This is a genomic window from Pseudomonas kilonensis (assembly GCF_001269885.1).
GTDB lineage: Bacteria > Pseudomonadota > Gammaproteobacteria > Pseudomonadales > Pseudomonadaceae > Aquipseudomonas > Aquipseudomonas kilonensis.
This window is the reverse complement of the sequence record NZ_LHVH01000035.1, coordinates 408,409-429,298: the sequence shown is the minus strand read 5'-3', so window position 1 is coordinate 429,298 and position 20,890 is coordinate 408,409. Positions and strand designations below refer to the sequence as shown.

Below are 20,890 nucleotides of genomic sequence, written 5' to 3'. Positions count from 1 at the left end.
TCAGACCTGGTTCAGTGCCTCGTTCAGGGCGCGTTCCAGGTCGGCCTTGTAGCGCAGGTACAAATTGCTTGAACAGGCGCCGTCGCCCACCAGGCCCGAGAGATCCAGGTCGGTGATGTAGCAGCGATAGCGCTGGGCTTCGCGGCGCTGTTCGACGATCTCCCTGGCGACCACGCGGAACAGTTGGTCACCATGTTCCAGTTCGGAAAACTCCTGCTGATCGCAATACAGGGTGACGTGTACCTGCCCGTGCGCCGCTTTGCCGATGATCGCCTGCACGTCATAGAACGGCTTGTTGACCAGCATCTGCGGGGCTTGCCGCGCTTCGATCCGTCGCGCCCGGCCGCTGCCTGAGGGCAATAACTGGTAGTACAGGGTTTCCAGGGTCAGCGGCTGGGCGACATCCAGCGGCAGCAGGGCATCGCGACGGTACAGCACCGATTGCAAAAAGCGCTGCAGCGGCACCAGCAGGCTTTGTTCGTCGTGATACGGCACGTGTTGCTGCCACAGTGCGTTGAACTCATCGAGCACATACAGATCGGCTTCGTCTTCGTTGGTCCGGTAGAACACCTGGATGCACTCGGGCTGGCCCATGGGCAGGATCAGCGCCAGGTCGTGGTCTTCCAGGGCCATCGGGTCCAGGTGCAAGGGGCTGTAGGCCGTCAGTTCCTCGCCCAGGTAATCCATCAGCGCCGACAGGCTGCCCAGCGCCACGTGATTGACCTGGCCGGGCACCAGCTCCAGCACGTGATAGTGCTGCTGGACCTGAAGCAGATAGCGGTGATTGAGCCTGCTCAGCAGCAGGGTCTGCGCCGTGTCGATGACTTCTTCGACGCGCCGCGCAATGAATTGGGCGCGGTTGTGGCAGAAACAGCGCACCTGCAAGCGTGGCTGGTGCTGGGTGACGGGCAGGTCGTTGAGGTAATCGCGCAGGCAGTCGAGCAGGGCGTGTTCGCCGTCAAAACGGTTGACCAGCACCTCGTTCCAACTGTTGAGCGTGACCTGGTCGAGGGTCAGCACCAGGTTCTCCCGGACCCCGGCATAACTCAGGGAGTCGGTGCGCTCGGTGGTCATCAGGATATTCAGGTCGCGGTGGTGCTTGAGCGGGTCGACGCCGACGTTCACCAGAATCAGCACTTCGCTGGGCACGCTGGCGCGCAGCAACTGTGCTTCATCCACGGTGGTCAAGGGCAGGGCGATGGACTGTTGCAGGCTGCCCAGCAGATTGAACAGTTCGAACTCGCTCAGGTCGCTGTCGCCTGGGTGCAGCGCCAGGCGCGTGCTGCTGTCGATCACGCCGTTGCGATGGCACCAGGTCAGCAGTTCCAGCAGCTCGCGGCAGCGCTTGATCGGCGCGAAATTCTCCCACTCCAGGGCGTTGAGGCTGCCGTTGTACAGCGCCCACTGGTTCTGCCCCGGTTCTTTCTTGTTGGGCGACTGGACCAGCGTCAGGGTGTCTTCGGCCAAGTCCGGCGCGATGCCAGGGTTGATGAACTCGACCTTGTCGGCCTTGCGCTCGAAGGCCGCATACAACCGCCGGCCAAGCACGTTGAGATCGCGCTTGTTGATCAGGCTGACGGTTTTCTCGGTGCGGGCGAACTGGGTCAGGAAGCGGTAGCTGTGGGTGAGCTCATTGACCAGGGCCCGTCGCTCGTGGCTGACCTGGCGGACTTTCCATTGGCTGCGGCTGTCCAGCAGCGCCAGTTGACGCTGGTCCCAGCCCCATTCCCGAGCCAGTCGCTCGAGCAGTACCCGTTGCCAGCCGCTGCTGCGCGTCTGGCCGGTGAGCTTGCGATTGACCTTCAGGTACAGCGCGCGGCGGATCAACTCCAGGCGTTCGGATTCGCCGCGGGCATTGAGGTATTCCTCGATGCGGCGGTAGACCAGCATGTACGGGTCCAGCTCTTCGAGGTCCAGGCGATTGGCAAACACGGCCTGTTTGAAGCGTAGGCTCAGGCAGCGGACATTCGGGTGTTCGCTGGCATAGACCTCGGTCAGCAGCAGCTTGAGCACGGACTTGTAGGGCGACTCGATACCTTTGAACAGCTGCCAGAGCCCGGCACCGACGAATTCGCCTGGCGGAATGTAGGCCAGGTGCCCCAGGTCCAGGGTTTCATCGGCGCGAATGAAACGCTTGGACATCAGCGTATGGGTGTACTGCTCATAGTTCTCTTCTTCATAGACCGGCACCAGCCACCAGATCGGCGTGCGCCCGGCCAGCCAGATCGCGGTGCGGTAGAACTCGTCCAGCAACAGGTAATGCTGGGTCGTGCCGCAATCGTCGGAACTGAGCTGGTTGTCACGGTCACCCCTTACGAAACGCGCCGGGTCGATCAGGAAAAAGTGGGCTTCGGCGCCCTGGGTCGCGGCCCAGATCTCCAGCAACTGGCATTTCTTGCGCAGCTCGGCCAGTTCATCGTCGCTCAGGTCCGGCCCGTGGCACACCCACACGTCCATGTCGCTCTGGTCGGCTTGGGCCAGGGTGCCGAGGCTGCCCATCAGGAACAGGCCAAGGATCGGCCGTGGCGGGTTGCTGCCGTGCCGGGGCTTGTAGGAAAACGAACGGGTCAGCCGCTGGGCTTCGGCAAGGATATTGGCGTCAGGCTCGTAGTTCGACAGCCCGGCAGGCGTGCTGCCGGAAACGTAGCCGGGCAGCAGCGGATGGTTGACGTGGAAGAACAGCGGCAGCAACGTCAGCACGCCTTGCTGGCGCGGCGACAGGCCTTCGAGGGCGCGCTCCATCCGCACGGTGTTGAGCTTGAGAAAACGTGCGCGCAACTGGCTCAAGACCTTGCGGTCGATTCCCTCGTCCAGATCGGGGCGTATTTCGTGATTGCGGGTCATGTCAGCTCAAACCGGCTCGCGGCGTCGAACGTGGGGGTGATGGCAGGTTAGCGCCCGATCTTGGGAATTCTTAAGCTGAAAACAGAATTCGGATGCCGGTTTTTTACGCAAGGCACCCGTGCGCCTGCGGAAATCCCGTAAAGGAGATTTCCGTGGGCGACAGGGGGGATCAGGCGGCTTCTTGCACGCTGAGTATCGTCAGGACGGTTTGTACGTTTTGGGCGGCATCTCGGCCCAGGCTTGTCAGGTAACCACCGTCGGGCTGGGTGATCAGATCTTTTTCGAACAGGCGTTGGGCAGCGGCAATCGCTTTAGGGGCAGCGGTCTGATGAATTTTCAGGCCTTCCTGGGAACTGTCCAGGTTGAAGAGTGCGAGGATTTCCAGTTCGGCAACCAGCTCAGGGGTAAGCGACATAAGGACTCCAGACTTTCTAGGAATTTGGTCGACAGCGTCACTAAGGTGAGCGCACTCGGCCGGCCTGTCCAGTCTCAGTGTCATGCTTTTTTTGTTTTTTTGTAGCGAGTCCAGGCAGATTCCTTGTGGCGAGGGGATTTATCCCCGCTGGACTGCGCAGCAGGCCCAAAATCGTAATGAGTCCACTTTTTTAGGGCCGCTTCGCGCCCCAGCGGGGCGGTGCGACGTTTCGCTAAATCCCCTCGCCACAGAAGCAACTTTGCCTATCGGTTCACTTCTTTTCCGGCGGCAACTCAGGCAGCGCGCGCAAGGCGGCTTCGTACCACTCGGTATTGAACGGGCGATCCTCTTCCAGGATCGCATCGATCTCCACCGCCAGCACATGGGCCATCAGGTTGAGGATTTCTTCGCGCTCATAACCGACCAAGGTCAACTTGTTGAAAGTGGCCTTGGCTGCAGGCGGATTGTCACTTTCGATCTGGTTTTCGATGGCCTGGATCAGCGTGTTCTCGACGAATTCTTCTTCGTCGTTGTCGATGTCGGTTGGCTCGCTCATGGCAGGCTCCTGGGAGAAAGGTCGCCAGTTTACCTGCATTCAGCGGCGTGATGCGCCTGGCAAGAAATACCCCGACGGTCTATAACGCAATGCTGCCAACCCCGCACGGCCTGGAGGCTTTGTAATGCTCGAGCTTTATGGTTTCTCTGTCAGTAACTATTACAACATGGTCAAGCTGGCGCTGTTGGAGAAGGGCCTGCCCTTCGAAGAAGTGCCGTTCTACCCCAACCAGACCGCCGAAGCGTGGGCCATCAGCCCGCGCGGGAAGGTGCCGGTGTTGAAAACCGAGCAGGGGTTTATCAACGAAACCAGCGTGATCCTCGAGTACATCGAGCAAACCCAGCCAGGCAAGGCCCTGCTGCCCAGTGACCCGTTCGAGCGCGCCCAGGTATTGGCCTTGTGCAGGGAGATCGAGTTGTACATCGAGTTGCCGGCGCGGGCTTGCTTTGCCGAGGCATTTTTCGGCATGACGGTGCCCGATGCCATCAAGGAAAAGAGCAAAGACGAATTGCGGCAGGGGTTCGCCTCGCTCGGTCGGCACGGCAAATTCGCGCCCTACGTGGCGGGCGATAGTCTGACCATTGCCGATCTGTATTTCTTCTACAGCGTCTCGCCGGCCTGCCAGGTGGGCAGGAAGTTGTTCGATATCGACCTGCTGGCAGACATGCCGGCGGCCAAGGCGCTGATGGAGCGCTTGGAGCAGAATCCGAACGTGCGGCGGATCGCTGCGGATCGGGAGGCAGAGATGCCGGCGTTTTTGGCGATGATTGCCGCCAAGAAGTGAGTTTGAGGTGTTTTGAAGTGAGTCATCGCGAGCAGGCTCGCTCCCACATTTGATCTCCATGGTCACAAAATATGTGTTCACTGAAGATCCACTGTGGGAGCGAGCCTGCTCGCGATGCTTTTGGCTTTTAGCGGCTGGCGATCAGCGCCTGGCCGCGTACTACGGCTGCCTTGACCTGCGCCGGCGCGGTGCCGCCGATGTGGTCACGGGCATTGACCGAGCCTTCGAGGGTCAGCACGGCAAACACGTCCTGCTCGATCTGGTCGCTGAACTGGCGCAGTTCGTCCAGGCTCATTTCCGCCAGGTCCTTGCCGCTGTCCACGCCGTACTTCACGGCATGGCCGACGATCTCATGGCAGTCGCGGAACGGCAGGCCACGGCGCACCAGGTAATCGGCCAGGTCCGTGGCGGTGGAGAAGCCGCGCAGGGCCGCTTCGCGCATCACCGCGTGCTTGGGCTTGATGGCCGGGATCATGTCGGCGAAGGCCCGCAGCGAGTCGCGCAAGGTGTCGGCGGCGTCGAACAGCGGTTCCTTGTCTTCCTGGTTGTCCTTGTTGTAGGCCAGCGGCTGGCCTTTCATCAGGGTCAGCAGGCCCATCAGTGCGCCGAACACCCGGCCACTCTTGCCCCGCACCAGTTCCGGCACGTCGGGGTTTTTCTTTTGCGGCATGATCGAACTGCCGGTGCAGAAGCGGTCGGGCAAATCGATGAATTGGAATTGCGCACTGGTCCACAGCACCAGCTCTTCGGAGAAGCGCGACAGGTGCATCATCGCGATGCTCGCGGCGGCGCAGAATTCGATGGCGAAATCGCGGTCCGAGACGTTATCCAGCGAGTTGCCGCCCACGGCGTCGAAGCCCAGCAACTGCGCGGTGTATTCACGGTCGATCGGGTACGTGGTGCCGGCCAGCGCGGCGCTGCCCAGGGGCATGCGGTTGGTGCGCTTGCGGCAGTCCACCAGGCGCTCGTAGTCGCGGCTGAGCATTTCGAACCAGGCCAGCATGTGATGCCCAAACGTTACAGGTTGGGCGGTTTGCAGGTGCGTGAAGCCCGGCATGATGCTCTCGGCCTCGCGCTCGGCTTGCTCCAGCAGGCCTTTTTGCAGGCGCGTGATTTCGGCCAGGATCAGGTCGATCTCATCGCGCAACCACAGGCGGATGTCGGTGGCGACCTGGTCGTTGCGGCTGCGGCCGGTGTGCAGCTTCTTGCCCGTCACGCCGATGCGGTCGGTCAGGCGCGCTTCGATGTTCATGTGCACGTCTTCAAGGTCGACGCGCCAGTCGAACTGGCCGGCCTCGATTTCAGTCTCGATGGTCTTCAGGCCGTCGATGATGCTGTCGCGCTCGGCATCGGTCAGCACGCCGACCTTGGCCAGCATGGTGGCGTGGGCGATCGAGCCCATGATGTCGTGGCGATACAGGCGCTGGTCAAAGTTGACGGAGGCGGTGAAGCGGGCGACGAAGGCGTCGACGGGTTCACTGAAGCGGCCGCCCCAGGACTGATTGGTCTTGTCAGTGCTCATGAATTCGCTCGTGATCGGCTGTAGAGAAAGTAGCGGTTAAAGGCTGCGGCGGATGATAGCAGGGTTGCCGGGACTGGCGCTGGCACTGGTCGGCAGGTTTTTTCGATAGAACCCTGGGATCCAACCGGGTTTTCGCGCAACGATATTTTTCGATTGAGCAATATCGTCGTGGCAACCGTCTACAGTGGACTGTAGGACTTTTGCTTTTTCCACCCATGGCGCAGCGGGTATAGATAAGAAGGGGGAGCTCATATTGGTCAGATCGACAGTTAACAATCCCTACGGCGACGCCGTGCGACAACGGGCCTCGGGCATCGGTCGGCAAGCGCTGGTAAAGATAGGCAACCGCCTCGCGGCACTTTTTGGCCCTCGAACGAGTCTTAGCGTGGATCGCGGTGACGGATGTCACTTCCCCTGTCTACGCTATCCTTGTGCGAGACTCACGCAGGAATCCAGCGCAATATGAATGTCCTGATCGTTGATGACGAACCACTGGCCCGCGAGCGCCTGAGCCGAATGGTTGGCGAACTCGAGGGTTACAGTGTCCTGGAGCCGAGCGCCACCAATGGCGAAGAGGCATTGGCCCTTATTGACAGCCACAAGCCGGATATCGTGCTGCTCGACATTCGCATGCCAGGGCTGGACGGCCTGCAAGTGGCGGCGAAGTTGTGCGAACGAGAGTCACCACCCGCCGTGGTGTTCTGTACCACCCGGGATGACTTCCCACCCGAGGTGTTGCAGGCCGGTGACGTGGGCTACCTGGTCAAGCCGGTGGCGGCCGAGGCGTTGCTCGAAGCCTTGCGCAAGGCTGAGCGGCCCAACCGTGTGCAACTGGCGGCGTTGACCCGTCCGGCCGCCGAAAGCGGTAGCGGCCCGCGCAGCCATATCAGTGCGCGTACCCGCAAAGGCATCGAGCTGATCCCGTTGAACCAGGTGGTCTACTTTATAGCCGACCATAAATACGTGACCTTGCGCCATGAGAGTGGCGAGGTGTTGTTGGATGAGCCACTCAAGGCTCTCGAAGACGAGTTCGGCGAACGTTTCGTACGCATCCACCGCAACGCCCTCGTGGCCCGCGAGCGCATCGAGCGTTTGCAACGCACGCCCCTTGGGCATTTCCAACTGTTCCTCAAGGGCCTGAATGGCGATGCGCTGATTGTCAGCCGGCGGCACGTGGCCGGCGTGCGCAAGATGATGCAGCAGCTTTAGCGCGGCGGGTCCAAGGCGTTCCATACGTTTCATTTCGAGGAGTTGGCGGCCAGGGAGGCCTTGGGGTCGTGATTCAAATCAAAGCGGTTTTGGCTGAGCTGTTATTATCTGCCGTATCTTTTAAGTACGGATTGATCCATGTCCCCTCGCGAGATCCGCATCGCCACCCGTAAAAGTGCCCTGGCCCTCTGGCAGGCCGAATACGTCAAAGCCCGCCTGGAAGCGGCCCATCCAGGCCTGATCGTGACCCTGGTGCCCATGGTCAGTCGCGGTGACAAGCTGCTGGACTCGCCGCTGTCGAAGATCGGCGGCAAGGGCCTGTTCGTCAAGGAGCTGGAAACCGCGTTGCTGGACAACGAAGCCGACATCGCCGTGCATTCGATGAAAGACGTGCCCATGGACTTCCCCGAAGGCCTGGGCCTGTTCTGCATCTGCGAGCGGGAAGACCCACGCGATGCGTTCGTCTCCAACACGTTTTCCAGTCTTGAAGCACTGCCTGCCGGGAGCGTGGTCGGCACTTCCAGCCTGCGTCGCCAGGCACAGTTGCTGACTCGCCGCCCGGACCTGCAAATCCGTTTCCTGCGCGGTAACGTCAATACGCGCCTGGCCAAGCTCGATGCCGGTGAGTACGACGCGATCATCCTCGCCGCCGCCGGCCTGATCCGGCTGGGCTTCGAAGAGCGCATCACCTCGGCCATCAGCGTTGACGACAGCCTGCCGGCCGGTGGGCAAGGGGCGGTGGGCATCGAGTGCCGCAGCGCCGACAGCGACATCCACGCCTTGCTGGCGCCGCTGCACCATGAAGACACCGCTACGCGGGTATTCGCCGAGCGCGCCCTCAACAAACACCTCAATGGCGGTTGCCAAGTGCCGATCGCCTGTTACGCCGTGCTGGAAGGCGAACAGGTCTGGTTGCGCGGCCTGGTGGGGGATCCCAACGGTGGTCGGCTGCTCAGCGCCGAGGCCCGGGCACCGCGCCACGATGCCGAGGCGTTGGGCGTGCGGGTGGCCGAGGACCTGCTGAGCCAGGGCGCTGCCGACATCCTCAAGGCCGTCTACGGCGAGGCCGGCCACGCGTGACGGGCTGGCGGCTGCTGCTCACCCGGCCGGCGGACGAGTCCTCGGCGCTGGCGGCTGTCCTGGCCGAAGCGGGGGTCTACAGCAGCAGCCTGCCCTTGCTGGATATCGAGCCGGTCCCGCTGTCCGATGCCGGGCGGGCGATATTCCAGGCGCTGGACCAATACTCTGCCGTGATCGTCGTCAGCAAACCTGCCGCACGCCTGTGCGTCGAGTTGTTGCGCCAATACTGGCCCCAGCCTCCAGACCAACCCTGGTTCAGCGTGGGTGCGGCCACCGGACAGATTCTCAGCGATGCCGGCCTCACGGTGTTTTATCCCGATAACGGCGATGACAGCGAAGCCTTGCTGGAGCACTTGGTCTTGCGCCAGGCTGTTGCGCGGCCCGACCCCAAGGTGTTGATCGTTCGGGGTGAAGGCGGGCGTGGCTTGCTGGCAGAGCGTTTGCGCGAGCAAGGTGCTAGTGTCGATTATCTGGAATTGTACCGCCGCCACTTGCCTGATTACGGCGAAGGGGCGTTGCCGGCGAAAGTCGAAGCGGAACGCTTGAACGCACTGGTGGTCAGCAGTGGGCAGGGCTTCGAGCATCTGCAGCGGCTGGCCGGCGATGCGTGGCCGGCCCTGGCGCGGTTACCGTTGTTTGTTCCAAGCCCAAGGGTTGCCGAGATGGCGCGTGCCGCCGGGGCCCGAACAGTTGTGGATTGCCGTGGTGCCAATGCTGCGGCTTTGCTGGCGGCGTTACGGGAACACTCCGTGCCGTTTTCTAATGCAAAGGATGGATACGTGAGCGAAACAGCCTTGCCAAAAGAAGATCTAGACCAGCCAGCGATCGATGCGCCGGTTGAAACCCCGCCCCCAGTGGTGCCGCGTCGCGGCAACGGGCTGGCCGTTGTTGCCTTGCTGCTCGGCGCCGCCGGTGTCGCCGTAGGCGGTTGGGGCGTTTGGCAGGTGCGTCACCTGCAAACCAATAACCAGCAGCAGTCCGCCCAGGTCCAGGCACTGAATGACCAGGCCCAGAGCCTCAAGCTCAACGAGCAACGCCTGAGCGAGCGCCTGGCGCAATTGCCCCCGGCCGAAGAGCTGGAGGAGCGGCGGCGTCTGGTGGCCCAGTTGCAAAGTGACCAGCAGCACCTGAACCAGCGCCTGGAGACCGTGCTCGGTGCCAGCCGCAAGGATTGGCGCCTGGCGGAGGCCGAGCACTTGTTGCGCCTGGCCAGCCTGCGTCTTTCCGCCCTGCAAGACATCAACAGTGCCCAGGCGCTGGTGCAGGGCGCTGATGAAATCCTGCGCGAGCAGAACGACCCCGGTTCGTTCGCCGCCCGCGAGCAACTGGCCAAGACCCTCGCCGCATTGCGCAGCACCGAACAACCGGATCGCACCGGGCTGTTCCTGCAACTGGGCGCCTTGCGTGACCAGGTCCTGGAGCTGACCGAGCTGGCACCCGAGTACAAGGACCGTGGTGAGTCGCTTTTGGGCCTGACTGCCGATGGCGATGGTGCCAGTCGTTGGGCACAGTGGTGGGACCAGATCTCGCGCTATATCCGTATCGACTTCAACGCCGATGAAAATGTTCGTCCGCTGCTGGCCGGGCAAAGCCTTGTGCAAGTGCGCCTGGCCTTGAGCCTGGCGCTGGAGCAGGCGCAATGGGCCGCTCTCAATGGTCAGGCGCCGGTGTACACCCAGGCGCTGACTGAAGCCCGAGACGTGTTGAAGAACAACTTCAACCAGGACAACCCGCAAAGCAAGATCATGCTCGAACGCGTGGGGGAGCTGTCCAAGCAGCCGGTGACGGTGGTCACCCCGGACCTGACGGGCACGCTGAGCAGCGTCCAGGCTTACCTTGAGCGCCGCAACCTCAATGCCCAGGAATCGGTCAAGCCGCTGCCCGCGCCTGGCGCGCAGGAGGCCACGCCATGAAGCGTCTCTACGTGATTCTGTTCGTGGTCATCGCTGCCGCTGCCTTGCTGGGCGTGGCGATTGCCGAGCATTCGGGTTACGTGCTGGTGGCGTACAAGAACTTCCGTTATGAAGCGGGCCTGTGGGTCACCCTGGCGCTGGTGGTGGTGCTCTGGCTGGTGTGGCGAGGCCTGCGGGCGCTGATCGGGCTGGTGACTACGTCCAGCGGCGTGGTCAACCCGTGGTCGCGGCGCAACCGCAGCCGGCGGGTGCAAGTGGCAATCGAACACGGCCAGTTGGACCTGGCCGAAGGTCGCTGGGCCAGTGCCCAGCGACACCTGCATCGTGCCGCCGAAGCCGAGCGCCAGCCGCTGCTGTATTACATGGGTGCCGCCCGCGCGGCCAACGAACAGGGTCTTTACGAACAAAGTGACAGTTTGCTCGAGCGCGCCCTGGAGCGTCAGCCCCAGGCGGAACTGGCCATTGCCCTGACGCACGCGCAACTGCAGACGGACCGAGGCGACACCGACGGCGCGTTGACCACGCTGCAGGCCATGCATGAGCGTCATCCCCATAACGTCCAGGTCCTGCGCCAACTGCAGCGACTGCATCAGCAGCGCGGCGACTGGTCGGCGGTCATCCGGCTGTTGCCGGAACTGCGCAAGGACAAGGTTCTGCCGCCGGCTGAACTGGCTGAACTGGAGCGTCGCGCTTGGGGCGAAAACCTCAGCCTGGCAGCCCACCGCGAGGAGGACGGCAGCGTCGGCTTGCAGTCGCTCAATCGCGCCTGGCAACAACTGACCTCCGCGCAGCGCCAGGAGCCGGCGCTGGTGCTGGCCTATGCCGAGCAATTGCGTCAGTTGGGGGCCCAGGTCGAAGCCGAAGAGGTACTGCGAAGTGCGCTCAAGCGTCACTACGACAGCCATCTGGCGCGCTTGTACGGATTGGTGCGTGGCAATGATCCGATCCGCCAGTTGCAAGCGGCCGAAGGTTGGCTCAAGGACCACCCGGCCGATCCAAGCCTGCTGCTGACCCTGGGGCGCCTATGCCTGCAGAACAGTTTGTGGGGCAAGGCGCGGGACTATCTGGAAAGCAGCTTGCGCGTCCAACGCAACCCCGAAGCCTGTGCCGAACTGGCGCGATTGCTGGCGCAACTGGGCGATGCCGAGCGCAGCAACCAGTTGTTCCAGGAGGGGCTGGGGCTGTTGGATGAGCGTTTGCTGGCCGCGCCGTTGCCGGTTCCGGCTCAGGTGTTGTCCACTTGAGATGAGTTATTGTGGCGCGCCTGCATGAGTGGGAGCAAAGCTTGCTCGCGAAACAGGCGCCTCGGTTTCTGAAAGACCGCGTCGTCTTCATCGCGGGCAAGCCTTGCTCCCACTGGTGATACCCGTTTGTTTTTGGGGCTTTGGTCATGGCCTCAGTAAAGTCCTACAGCCCATCGCGCTGAATCCTCTTTGGCCTGTCGGGAATTCCCTACACCCCCGGTGAAGTGTCTGCGCTGGCCCGCCTTGAAAGGCCCGAGGGCTTTCCTCTACCGTAACTGCTTGTCTCTTCTGTTACGGAACCGCCATGTCTTTGGCCAGCTCACGCTTCTTGTTTCTCATGGCTTCCATCGCCGCAGCCCTGGCGTTGGGCATCAGTACTTATCTGGAATATTCGGTCGGCCTGACACCTTGCAGCCTGTGTGTCTTGCAGCGGTTGTGCCTGATGCTGTTCCTGGCGAACAGCCTTGTGGCATGCGTACACGGTCCAGGGCAAAGAGGCAGTCTCTTCTATGGTGCGGCAGGGTTGGTTTTTGCGGCGGGGGGAATGACCCTGGCATGGCGTCAGGTCTTGATGCAAAGCCATTCGTTCGAGCCGTTTCCTGATTGTATTGCCCAGCCCAAGCTGATGGAATCGTGGTGGTGCGCGTTGCATCGTGTCCTCGACGGCGCCATCGATTGCGCGAATATCACTTGGACACTGTTCGACCTGAGTATCCCCGAATGGAGCCTGTTGTTTTTTCTCGCGGTGTCCAGCGCGATGACCTATCTGCTACTGCGCCTTGCCTGGAGTGCTCTGGTACGACCGCTCAGCGGCGATACGTCGCAGATGCTCCGGGCCGTGGATTAAACACTTGTATGAACATTATCTCCTGCGTACCTTGAAGCCATTGTCGTGCGGGCATAATCTGGCCCGCACGTGTTATTGGAATTGTGTCGCTCGATCATGTTGTGTCTGGCTTGTCCCTGATCATCAGGCGTGCACAGGCTGCGAGTGGCATGACTCACAAGGGAAGAAATCACCATGCTCGAAAGTTGTCAGAATGCTCAGGAACGCTGGGGTGGGGTGCATCTGCTGATCGATCGCTGGTTGCAGGAGCGTCACGAACTGGTTCGGGCCTATGATGCCCTCGGCGATAAGCCTGAAGCGCTGAGCGAAAGCCGCAAACCCTTGCAGGAGTTCTGCGGTGTGCTGGTCGACTATGTGTCTGCCGGTCATTTCGAGATCTACGAACAACTGACGGGCGAGGCCAAGGCCTTCAACGACAAGCGCGGCCTGGAGCTCGCCGAGCAGATCTACCCGCGCATCGATGTCATCACCGAAAAGCTGCTGGCGTTCAACGACCTGTGCGATGAAGGCAAGTGCGTAGCGGAAAAATTCAAGGAGCTGGGCGGCTTGCTGCACGAACGTTTCGAACTGGAAGACTGCCTGATCGAAGTGCTGCACAACGCTCACAAGGAAGAAGCCGCGGTCCAGGCCTGAGGGTTTCGCGGTCATGAGAAAACGGTGCGCATTGCGCACCGTTTTTTATTGGGACAGCGTCAGGTCGTCGTGCCCAGCAATTCGATTTCAAACACCAGTGGCGTGAACGGCGGGATCACATCTCCCGCCCCTTCGGCGCCATAGGCCAGGGTCGATGGAATCACCAGTCGCCATTTTGCGCCTACCGGCATTTGCGGCAATGCACTGCGCCAGCCGTCAATCACGCTGTCGAGGTTGAACCACTGCGCCTGGTGGTTGGAATCGAATACGGTGCCGTCCGGCAAGCGACCGATGTACAGCACCTGGACCTTGCCGTGAGGACCGGCCTTCGCGCCGTGTCCAGGCTTGATCTCGGTCAGCAGGATGCCGTCTGCGAGTTGCTGGACGCCGGGCCGGTTCTTTTCTTCGTTGAGAAATTTCTGCTCCGTTTTCAACGCGGCTTCGATCTGCGGCGTTGTCGATTGCGAGTTCAGTTGCGCCTGGTGCTCGGCCAGGATCTGTTCGATGCGTTTGTCCTCAAGGGCCAGCGGCTTGCCCAGGTAGGCCTGCTGCAAACCTTCGACCAAGGCTTTGATCTGCAGGTCCGGCACGTCCTGGCGCAGGCGTTCGCCAAGGCTTGCGCCCAGGCTGTAAGCCAAATCGTGGGCATCGTTTGCGCTGGTTTTTTCAACGGCCTGGACCGTGGAGCAAACCATGCACAGGAATAAAAACAGGTGACGCGACATGTGTGCTCTCCGGCCTCGAATCGAGGAATTATGCCAGTGCCGATCTCTGTAGAGGTGGATTGCCAAGGCACTGGCGCAGAAGATTTTTCGTCCCTTGCAACGCAACGTCTTGTGTACTGTCAACATGCCCTAGCGGCGGTTGAAGCAGAGGTCTAGTATGAGCCGCACTCACGTCAGTCAGGAGGTAAACCATGTCGGCCACCAAGAAGCCTGTAAACACTCCGTTGCACTTGCTCCAACAACTCTCGGGCAGCTTGCTCGAACATCTGGAAAATGCCTGCTCCCAAGCCCTGGCTGATGCTGAAAAACTGCTCGCCAAACTGGAAAAGCAACGCGGCAAAGCGCAGGAAAAACTGCACAAGTCGCGCACCAAATTGCAAGACGCAGCCACCGCTGGCAAGGCCAAGGCACAAGCCAAGGCCAAAGAGGTCGTGAAAGAACTCGAAGACCTGCTCGATGCCTTGAAGGATCGTCAGTCCGAGACCCGCACCTACATTCTGCAACTCAAGCGTGATGCCCAGGAAAGCCTGAAACTGGCCCAGGGTGTCGGTCGTGTTCAAGAAGCCGCAGGCAAGGCGCTGACGCTTCGTGCTGCCAAGCCTGCCGCTGTATCGGCCAAGAAGCCGGCGGCTAAACCCGTCGCGGCAAAAGCTGCGGCCAAAGTCGCTGCCAAGCCTGCGGCGAAAGCACCGGCCAAAACTGCCAGCAAGTCTGCTGCCAAACCGGTCGCTGCCAGTGCTGCAAAACCTGCGGCAAAAAAACCAGTCGTCAAAGCGGCGGCCAAGCCTGCCGCAAAAACGGCGGCCGCTAAACCTGCTGCCGCCAAGCCCGCTGTAAAAGCTGCTGCTAAACCTGCGGCAAAAGCTGTCGCCAAACCTGCCGCTAAACCCGCCGCTGCAAAACCTGCCGCGACGAAAACCGCTGCCGTAAAACCGGCTGCCAAAGCGGCGGTAAAAGCCACTGCTAAACCTGCTGCTGCCAAACCAGCAGCGAAGCCTGCGGCAACCAAAACGGCTGCGGCCAAGCCCGCTGCGAAAACGGCTGCCAAGCCAGTCGCTGCCAAAGCCCCCGCCAAAGCGGCGGCTAAACCCGCTGCTAAACCGGCTGCGGCCAAGCCTGCTGCTGCGAAGCCAACGGCTGCCAAACCTGCCGCCGCCAAACCAGCCGCCAAGCCCGCAGCGAAACCGGCCGTGAAAAAGCCAGCCGCCGCAAAACCTGCGACTGCGCCAGCCGCCAAGCCAGCGACACCGGCTCCGACCGCGGCACCGGCTCCAACCGCCAGCACTCCGGCCGCGGCGACCAGCCCATCCGCCGCCGTTGCGCCGAGCAGCAGCACCCCAACCAGCGCTTCCTAAGTGCCGGACACCGCGACGCGCAGCTGATGCAGCGCGTCGCGGCTCGCTGGTCCGGCATTCGCCGCCAGCCCTTGCAGCCATTGCGCTGAATCGTTCTGTTGTGTCCCGGGCCAATCCTTGGCCAGCGCTTCCAATCGCTCCAGCAATTGCCGTTCGGCGGCCAACTCCAGTTGCTTGACCTGCTCGCGCAGGCTATCGAGTGCCGTGTCCTGGAGGGCGCTGGTTTTCCATTGGCGGCGAAGCGTGCGCAGTGGCCGCACCACCTCGGCATCCCAAGGCTCGGCCAATCGTCGAAGCTGCTGCAGCCGGTGTTCATTGCAGGCCACGCCGCGCTGCGCCAGCCACAGGCCGCACAGCAGCAGGCAGACGTTGGCGCCGGCGTCTTGTGACGCCAGGCAGGCAGGCTCCACGCCAGGCTTGGCATAGAGGTCGAGGGAAAAGCTCCACAGGTCTGGGGACATCGTGCTACTCGCGCCAGTTGCGAGCGAAGCTGGTAGACTCCGCCGCCATTATGATCCGACTTCAGAACCTGACTTTACAGCGTGGCCCGCAACGTCTGCTAGAAGACGCCGAGCTGACCCTGCACGCCGGCCACAAAGCCGGCCTCATCGGTGCCAACGGCGCCGGCAAATCGAGCCTGTTCGCCTTGCTGCGAGGCGAGCTGCACCCGGACTCGGGTGATTGCCTGTTGCCGGCTGATTGGCGCATCGCCCACATGCGCCAGGAGGTCGACACCCTCGAGCGCCTGGCGGTGGACTACGTGCTTGATGGCGACCTGCGCCTGCGCCAGGTGCAACGTGACCTGGCTGCGGCCGAAGCGGCCCATGACGGTGCCGCACAGGCCCGCTTGCACGCGGAACTCGACAGTGCCGATGGCTACACCGCCGATGCCCGTGCGCGCAAATTGCTCGCCGGCCTGGGCTTTACCAATGAGCAGATGGATCGCCAGGTCGGGGACTTCTCCGGTGGCTGGCGGATGCGCCTGAACCTGGCCCAGGCCTTGATGTGTCCTTCGGATCTGCTGTTGCTCGATGAACCGACCAACCACTTGGACCTCGACGCCATCATCTGGCTCGAAGACTGGCTCAAGAGTTACCCGGGCACGCTGCTGCTGATTTCCCACGACCGTGATTTCCTCGACGCGGTGGTGGATCACGTGGCCCATGTCGATCAGCGCAAGCTCACCTTGTACCGCGGCGGCTACAGCGCCTTCGAGCGCGCGCGTGCCGAACGCCTGGCCCAGCAACAGCAGGCCTACGAGAAGCAACAGGCGCAACGTGCGCACATGGAAAGCTACATCGCCCGCTTCAAGGCCCAGGCCACCAAGGCCCGCCAGGCCCAGAGCCGGATCAAGGCGCTGGAGCGGATGGAAGAGTTGTCGGCGGCCCACGTCGATTCGCCGTTCGATTTTGTCTTCCGTGAATCGACCAAGATTTCCAGCCCGTTGATCGACCTGTCCGACGCGCGCCTGGGCTACGGCGACAAGACCGTGCTGGAGAAGGTCAAGCTGCAACTGACCCCGGGTGCGCGGATCGGTCTGCTGGGCCCCAACGGTGCCGGTAAGTCGACCCTGATCAAGAACCTTTCCGGCGAACTCGAACCTCTGGCCGGGCGCCTGACCCGGGGCGAGAACACGGTGGTCGGCTATTTCGCCCAGCATCAGCTCGACTCCCTGGATTCCAAGGCCAGCCCGCTGTTGCACCTGCAGCGCCTGGCACCGACCGAGCGTGAGCAGGTCCTGCGCGATTTCCTCGGCGGTTTCGATTTCCGCGGGGCGCGCATCGACGAACCGGTGTTGAATTTCTCCGGTGGCGAAAAGGCGCGCCTCGCGCTGGCGTTGATCGCCTGGGGCCGGCCGAACCTGTTGCTGCTCGACGAGCCGACCAACCACCTGGACCTGGAGATGCGCCTGGCCCTGACCATGGCCTTGCAGGAATTCAGTGGCGCGGTGCTGGTGGTGTCCCACGATCGGCATTTGCTCAAGAGCACCACGGATAATTTCTTCCTGGTGGCTGACGGCAAGGTCGAGGAGTTCGACGGCGACCTGGAAGACTACGCCCGTTGGCTGGTGGAATACCGTCAGCGCAACGCGCCGGTCAGCAGCACGCCGGTCAACCCGGACAAGACCGACAAGAAAGCCCAGCGCCAGGCCGCCGCCGCATTGCGCCAGCAACTGGCACCGCACAAGCGTGAGGCCGACAAGCTCGAAGCCGAGCTGGGCAAGCTGCATGAAAAACTGCAAAAGATCGAAACCAGCCTTGGCGACAGTGGTCTCTACGAGGCAGCGCGCAAGGATGAGTTGCGCGACCTGTTGGCCGAGCAGGCCAAGCTGAAGGTTCGGGAAGCGGAACTCGAGGAGGCGTGGATGCAAGCGCTGGAACTGCTGGAAAATCTGCAAGCGGAGCTGGAGGCGTTGTCCTGATGGAAGCGTTGGCGTTGCCTATACCCGTCATGTGGATCGAGCCGATCTGGCTGGGCGTGCAAATCCTGCTGATCCTGCTGGCCGGTTATGTCGCGCAACGTGTCGTGGCGCGGACCCTTACCGGCCTGGGTGAGCGTTACCCGTTCCCACCCCAACTGGTCATTATCCTGCGGGGTGTGCTGCGCTGGCTGATCATGGGCAGCGCCGTGCTGGTGGTGCTCGAACGCCTGGGCGTCTCGGCCACGGTGCTGTGGACTGCACTGTCAGGCTTCGTTGCGGTGGCAGCGGTGGCGTTCTTTGCCATCTGGAGCGTGCTGTCGAACCTGCTCTGCGCCGTTTTGATCTACACCGTCGGACCGTTTCGCCTGGGGGATGTGGTCGAGTTGGTGGACACCACCGACAAGCCCGGCATCAAGGGGCGCGTGGTAGCGATCAACCTGCTGTACACCACGCTGATCGAACCCGAGGAACTCGGCACCGGCAGCGCCATGGTGCAAGTGCCCAACAGCCTGTTCTTCCAGCGTTCGGTGCGGCGTTGGCGCGGCAGCGAGGCGTTTCCGGTGGGTGGTTTCGTCGAATAACGCATAGGGCCGCTATGCGGCCCAGCGGGAGCAAGCTCCCTCGCCACGGTTCATGCCGGCTTAAGTGTTTGTGCAAAAAACGGTGGTCAACGGCCTGGCGGCGCATTAGCTTAGTCGTTTCGACGAATCCGGGCCGGGGAGTGCAATGATGCTGGAAACATGGCTGGCGTTTTTCGCTGCGTGCTGGGTGATCAGTCTTTCGCCGGGTGCCGGCGCGATTGCATCGATGTCCAGCGGGCTGCGATACGGCTTCTGGCGTGGTTACTGGAACGCCTTGGGCCTGCAATTGGGCCTGGCGTTGCAAATCGTGGTCGTCGCCGCCGGGGTTGGCGCGATCCTCACGGCGTCGGCCACCGCGTTCTATGCGATCAAATGGTTCGGCGTGGCCTACCTGGTCTACCTGGGTGTCAAACAGTGGCGAGCCATTCCCGCTGACATGACTGACGACGCGGCCCCGCGGCCCATCGGCAAGCCCTTGGCGCTGGTGTTTCGCGGCTTTCTGGTCAATGTCAGCAACCCCAAGGCGCTGGTGTTCATGCTGGCGGTGTTGCCGCAGTTCATCAATCCCCATGCGCCGTTGATCCAGCAATACCTGATCCTGGGCGTGACCATGATCGTCGTCGATCTCATCGTCATGGCCGGGTACACCGGGCTGGCGTCCAAAGTCCTGCGGCTGTTGCGCACCCCGAAACAGCAACGGCGAATGAACCGTGCCTTTGCGGGTATGTTCATTGGTGCGGCGGGGCTGCTTGCGACGATTCGCAAGGCTGCGGTGTAAAGCAAAACCTGTGGCGAGGTTACTTTGTGGGAGCAAGGCTTGCCCGCGATGCAGGCGACTCGATTTCTGGAAGATCTCATCGCCTGTATCGCGGGCAAGCCTTGCTCCCACAAGCATTCGCTCAGCTATTCAGCGCAAAATCACCGGCGCCGTATCCCGAGGCAGGTTATTGCGCTGTACCGGTTCGCTGGGTTGTTGGTAGCTCGGGCCGCCGAGCTGTTCGCTCAGTTGCCGCGCCACGTCTTCCCCCAGGGCCTTGGACACTTCGCGCACCACCCGTGGACGATTGAGACTGATGCGTACGTCCCGGTGGTTCATCAACTTGGTGTCCTGGCCTTCGCCCATGGCCGTAAAGGCCGAGGTGATTTCGTAGGTCTTGGTGTTGATCAGGCTGAAGTCCGCCACCAGGGTCAACGCCAGCACAGCCGAGTAGCTGTCGGTATTGGCCAGCTCGTTGATGTCGCGGGTGAAGTCGATGTCCGACACCGTGCCGAACAGCACGTAGTCGGCACCCTTGAAGTTACCGGCCTTGATGCGCTTGATCACGTCATAGACGTCGCCCTTGGACGCCGCTGTGTAGGGCGTGCCTTGGGTCAGCTGAAACATCCCGCTGCGCAGGATCTCGCCCTTGATGTCGCCGGTGAACTTGCGCAGTTCGCCCTGCTCGATGTAGCTGCTGGTGGCTTCCATCTCGTCGTAGCTCGAGGAGGCGCTGGCGCTGTAGGGGTTCGCCTGGAAGTTGCTCTGCGCTGAAACGGTGTGGATGTATTCCTCCACCCGCTCCTGGTACGCAAGGTCGGTCACTGCGACTTTCGGGGCCGCCTGCGCGCCAAATGCGCAGGCCAGGGCCATGATGCCTATCCATGTGCGCATGGCTTAACGCTCCGTGGTCTTGCGGATTTCTTTTTCGTCCATCCACTCGGCCAGACCGCTTTCGACGTCGATCAATTGCAGGCTGAATTTGTAGAAGACGTCCTTGTAGTCGCTGCTGCGCTTGACGATCGAGCTGATGGAGCCTTCGAGACGGTACTTGGCAGCAATCATGTTGCCGGTCTTGGCCACGGTGCTTTTCTTGTACAGGCCGCTCTGGTTCTGCAACTTGAGCTGGTCGACCTGGCTGTCCATGGCGGTGTTGTCGCTGGCGAAGCGGGCAGCGCCGGTCTTCATCAGTTGGGTCTTGATGCTGGTGGTGATTTCACGGGTGTCGATGTATTCGCTGGTCTTGTTCTTCACGTCATAGACCTGGACCACCGGGCGACCCTGCAGGATGCCGGACTGGGCCAGGGAGCGGGTCATGGACTCGGCGATCATTTGCAGGTCGGTGGAGCCGAACTCGTTGGTCACGGTTTCCACGGCCTTGGTGTCGCCGTAGCTGATGTTCTTGTTGCCCAGGACCGGCGAGTTGTTGGCACAGCCGCTGACCAGCAGGGCGGCGAGGGCGAGGGAGGAAATGCGTACAAACATGTGGGTGCTCTCGAAAACTGAAAAAAGGTCTGTGGCGAGGGGATTTATCCCCGCTGGGCTGCGTAGCAGCCCCAATTTCAACGAGTGCTGCGCACTCGAACGGGGATAAATCCCCTCGCCACAGGAATGTGCATCTGTCTTACGGGGTATTGATTTCCAAACGGAAATCCACCGCCTTGGGGGTCGGTGCGATGGCCGGCAGGAAGCTGGTCTGTTCGCCGTACAGCGTCAGGCTTTTCCAGGTTTCTTCCTCGGCGATCGGAAAGCCTTCCGGCCCCAGCCAGGCAAAGCGGTAATACATCGTCTTGTTGTTGTAGCTGGTGTTGCTCAGCTGCACGTTGACGGTCATGTAGCCGTTTTCCCGGGCCACGCGCATGGCGCCGACCACGATGTTCTTGGTCTTGCCCATCGCCACGACCTTGCTGGCGGCGCTGCCCGGCTCCGGTGGCGGCGGGGTGGCGCAACCGGCCAGCAAGGCCAGGGCGCCGATGGCGATCAGTTTTAAACGCATGTGAACA

20 protein-coding genes and 1 pseudogene are annotated in these 20,890 nt (G+C 61.9%); 12 read left to right on the top strand and 9 right to left on the bottom strand.

Translation table 11 applies throughout. The annotated features are described in order from the left end of the window. The 3 genes from AD662_RS27360 to AD662_RS27350 all read right to left on the bottom strand — a co-directional run bounded on the left by AD662_RS27360 (position 1) and on the right by AD662_RS27350 (position 3,815). The gene (locus AD662_RS27360; protein WP_018605412.1) at positions 1–2,844 is read right to left on the bottom strand and encodes a class I adenylate cyclase; all 2,844 of its coding nucleotides are present in this window, start codon (positions 2,842–2,844) and stop codon (positions 1–3) included. Positions 2,845–3,013: 169 nt separating this feature from the next. Next, positions 3,014–3,259, bottom strand: a complete 246-nt coding sequence (locus AD662_RS27355; protein WP_018605410.1) for a TIGR02647 family protein — start codon at positions 3,257–3,259, stop codon at positions 3,014–3,016. A 271-nt stretch (positions 3,260–3,530) separates the two neighbouring features. Beyond that, positions 3,531–3,815, bottom strand: a complete 285-nt coding sequence (locus AD662_RS27350) for a hypothetical protein (RefSeq protein WP_024618144.1) — start codon at positions 3,813–3,815, stop codon at positions 3,531–3,533. 124 nt (positions 3,816–3,939) lie between these two features. On the opposite strand from AD662_RS27350, the gene AD662_RS27345 reads away from it, so the two are divergent. Further along, positions 3,940–4,599 carry a glutathione S-transferase family protein gene (locus AD662_RS27345; RefSeq protein ID WP_053182960.1) on the top strand — a complete coding sequence of 220 codons (660 nt, stop codon included), beginning with the start codon at positions 3,940–3,942 and terminating at the stop codon, positions 4,597–4,599. Positions 4,600–4,726: 127 nt separating this feature from the next. On the opposite strand, the gene argH is transcribed toward AD662_RS27345, so the two are convergent. Further along, a complete protein-coding gene (argH, locus tag AD662_RS27340; protein WP_053190070.1) occupies positions 4,727–6,121 on the bottom strand; it encodes an argininosuccinate lyase in 1,395 nt (464 codons plus the stop codon). Positions 6,122–6,583: 462 nt separating this feature from the next. Here argH and AD662_RS27335 point away from each other — a divergent pair, with 462 nt between their 5' ends. The 7 genes and pseudogenes from AD662_RS27335 (at position 6,584) to AD662_RS27310 (ending at position 13,047) form a co-directional block, all read left to right on the top strand. Further along, positions 6,584–7,330 (top strand): LytR/AlgR family response regulator transcription factor, encoded by a 747-nt coding sequence (locus AD662_RS27335; protein ID WP_014340814.1) that lies wholly within the window; start codon positions 6,584–6,586, stop codon positions 7,328–7,330. A 138-nt stretch (positions 7,331–7,468) separates the two neighbouring features. Continuing rightward, positions 7,469–8,410, top strand: a complete 942-nt coding sequence (gene hemC / locus AD662_RS27330) for a hydroxymethylbilane synthase (protein WP_053190069.1) — start codon at positions 7,469–7,471, stop codon at positions 8,408–8,410. Continuing rightward, positions 8,407–9,153 (top strand): annotated as a pseudogene (locus tag AD662_RS29900) (uroporphyrinogen-III synthase); the annotation flags it as partial. The gene hemC and the pseudogene AD662_RS29900, both read left to right, overlap by 4 nt. 36 nt (positions 9,154–9,189) lie before the next feature. Continuing rightward, a complete protein-coding gene (locus AD662_RS29895; protein WP_029866858.1) occupies positions 9,190–10,323 on the top strand; it encodes a uroporphyrinogen-III C-methyltransferase in 1,134 nt (377 codons plus the stop codon). Beyond that, positions 10,320–11,567, top strand: coding sequence for a heme biosynthesis protein HemY (locus tag AD662_RS27320; RefSeq protein ID WP_024618148.1), 1,248 nt, complete (start codon positions 10,320–10,322; stop codon positions 11,565–11,567). The genes AD662_RS29895 and AD662_RS27320 overlap by 4 nt, the downstream gene beginning before the upstream one ends. Positions 11,568–11,871: 304 nt before the next feature. Beyond that, a complete protein-coding gene (locus AD662_RS27315; protein WP_053190068.1) occupies positions 11,872–12,414 on the top strand; it encodes a disulfide bond formation protein B in 543 nt (180 codons plus the stop codon). A 174-nt stretch (positions 12,415–12,588) separates the two neighbouring features. After that, positions 12,589–13,047, top strand: a complete 459-nt coding sequence (locus AD662_RS27310) for an Rsd/AlgQ family anti-sigma factor (RefSeq protein WP_003206770.1) — start codon at positions 12,589–12,591, stop codon at positions 13,045–13,047. 59 nt (positions 13,048–13,106) lie between these two features. Here AD662_RS27310 and AD662_RS27305 read toward each other — a convergent pair whose 3' ends face one another. After that, on the bottom strand, positions 13,107–13,772 hold the full coding sequence (locus AD662_RS27305) for an FKBP-type peptidyl-prolyl cis-trans isomerase (protein WP_053190067.1): 666 nt from the start codon (positions 13,770–13,772) through the stop codon (positions 13,107–13,109). 191 nt (positions 13,773–13,963) lie between these two features. Between AD662_RS27305 and AD662_RS27300 the strand changes: the two genes are divergently transcribed. Further along, positions 13,964–15,127, top strand: coding sequence for an AlgP family protein (locus tag AD662_RS27300; protein ID WP_053190066.1), 1,164 nt, complete (start codon positions 13,964–13,966; stop codon positions 15,125–15,127). Here AD662_RS27300 and AD662_RS27295 read toward each other — a convergent pair. Next, positions 15,124–15,588: a TIGR02444 family protein gene (locus tag AD662_RS27295; protein ID WP_053182947.1), complete on the bottom strand. Its 465-nt coding sequence runs from the start codon at positions 15,586–15,588 to the stop codon at positions 15,124–15,126. The two genes, AD662_RS27300 and AD662_RS27295, sit on opposite strands and share 4 nt — an antisense overlap. 50 nt (positions 15,589–15,638) lie before the next feature. Here AD662_RS27295 and AD662_RS27290 point away from each other — a divergent pair, with 50 nt between their 5' ends. The 3 genes from AD662_RS27290 to rhtB all read left to right on the top strand — a co-directional run bounded on the left by AD662_RS27290 (position 15,639) and on the right by rhtB (position 18,908). Further along, positions 15,639–17,549 carry an ATP-binding cassette domain-containing protein gene (locus AD662_RS27290; protein ID WP_024619578.1) on the top strand — a complete coding sequence of 637 codons (1,911 nt, stop codon included), beginning with the start codon at positions 15,639–15,641 and terminating at the stop codon, positions 17,547–17,549. Further along, entirely contained in the window at positions 17,549–18,130 is a 582-nt protein-coding gene (locus tag AD662_RS27285) for a mechanosensitive ion channel family protein (RefSeq protein ID WP_024619577.1), read from the top strand. The genes AD662_RS27290 and AD662_RS27285 overlap by 1 nt, the downstream gene beginning before the upstream one ends. A gap of 145 nt (positions 18,131–18,275) precedes the next feature. Further along, positions 18,276–18,908: a homoserine/homoserine lactone efflux protein gene (rhtB, locus tag AD662_RS27280; protein WP_033062773.1), complete on the top strand. Its 633-nt coding sequence runs from the start codon at positions 18,276–18,278 to the stop codon at positions 18,906–18,908. Between the two features lie 129 nt (positions 18,909–19,037). Here the strand turns inward: rhtB and AD662_RS27275 are convergent, their stop codons facing one another. The 3 genes from AD662_RS27275 to AD662_RS27265 all read right to left on the bottom strand — a co-directional run bounded on the left by AD662_RS27275 (position 19,038) and on the right by AD662_RS27265 (position 20,883). Beyond that, positions 19,038–19,781: a hypothetical protein gene (locus tag AD662_RS27275; RefSeq protein ID WP_033062772.1), complete on the bottom strand. Its 744-nt coding sequence runs from the start codon at positions 19,779–19,781 to the stop codon at positions 19,038–19,040. A gap of 3 nt (positions 19,782–19,784) precedes the next feature. Then, positions 19,785–20,372, bottom strand: coding sequence for a penicillin-binding protein activator LpoB (gene lpoB / locus AD662_RS27270; RefSeq protein ID WP_003177333.1), 588 nt, complete (start codon positions 20,370–20,372; stop codon positions 19,785–19,787). 139 nt (positions 20,373–20,511) lie between these two features. Continuing rightward, positions 20,512–20,883 carry a YcfL family putative periplasmic lipoprotein gene (locus AD662_RS27265; protein WP_018610696.1) on the bottom strand — a complete coding sequence of 124 codons (372 nt, stop codon included), beginning with the start codon at positions 20,881–20,883 and terminating at the stop codon, positions 20,512–20,514. Between the last annotated feature and the right edge of the window lie 7 nt (positions 20,884–20,890).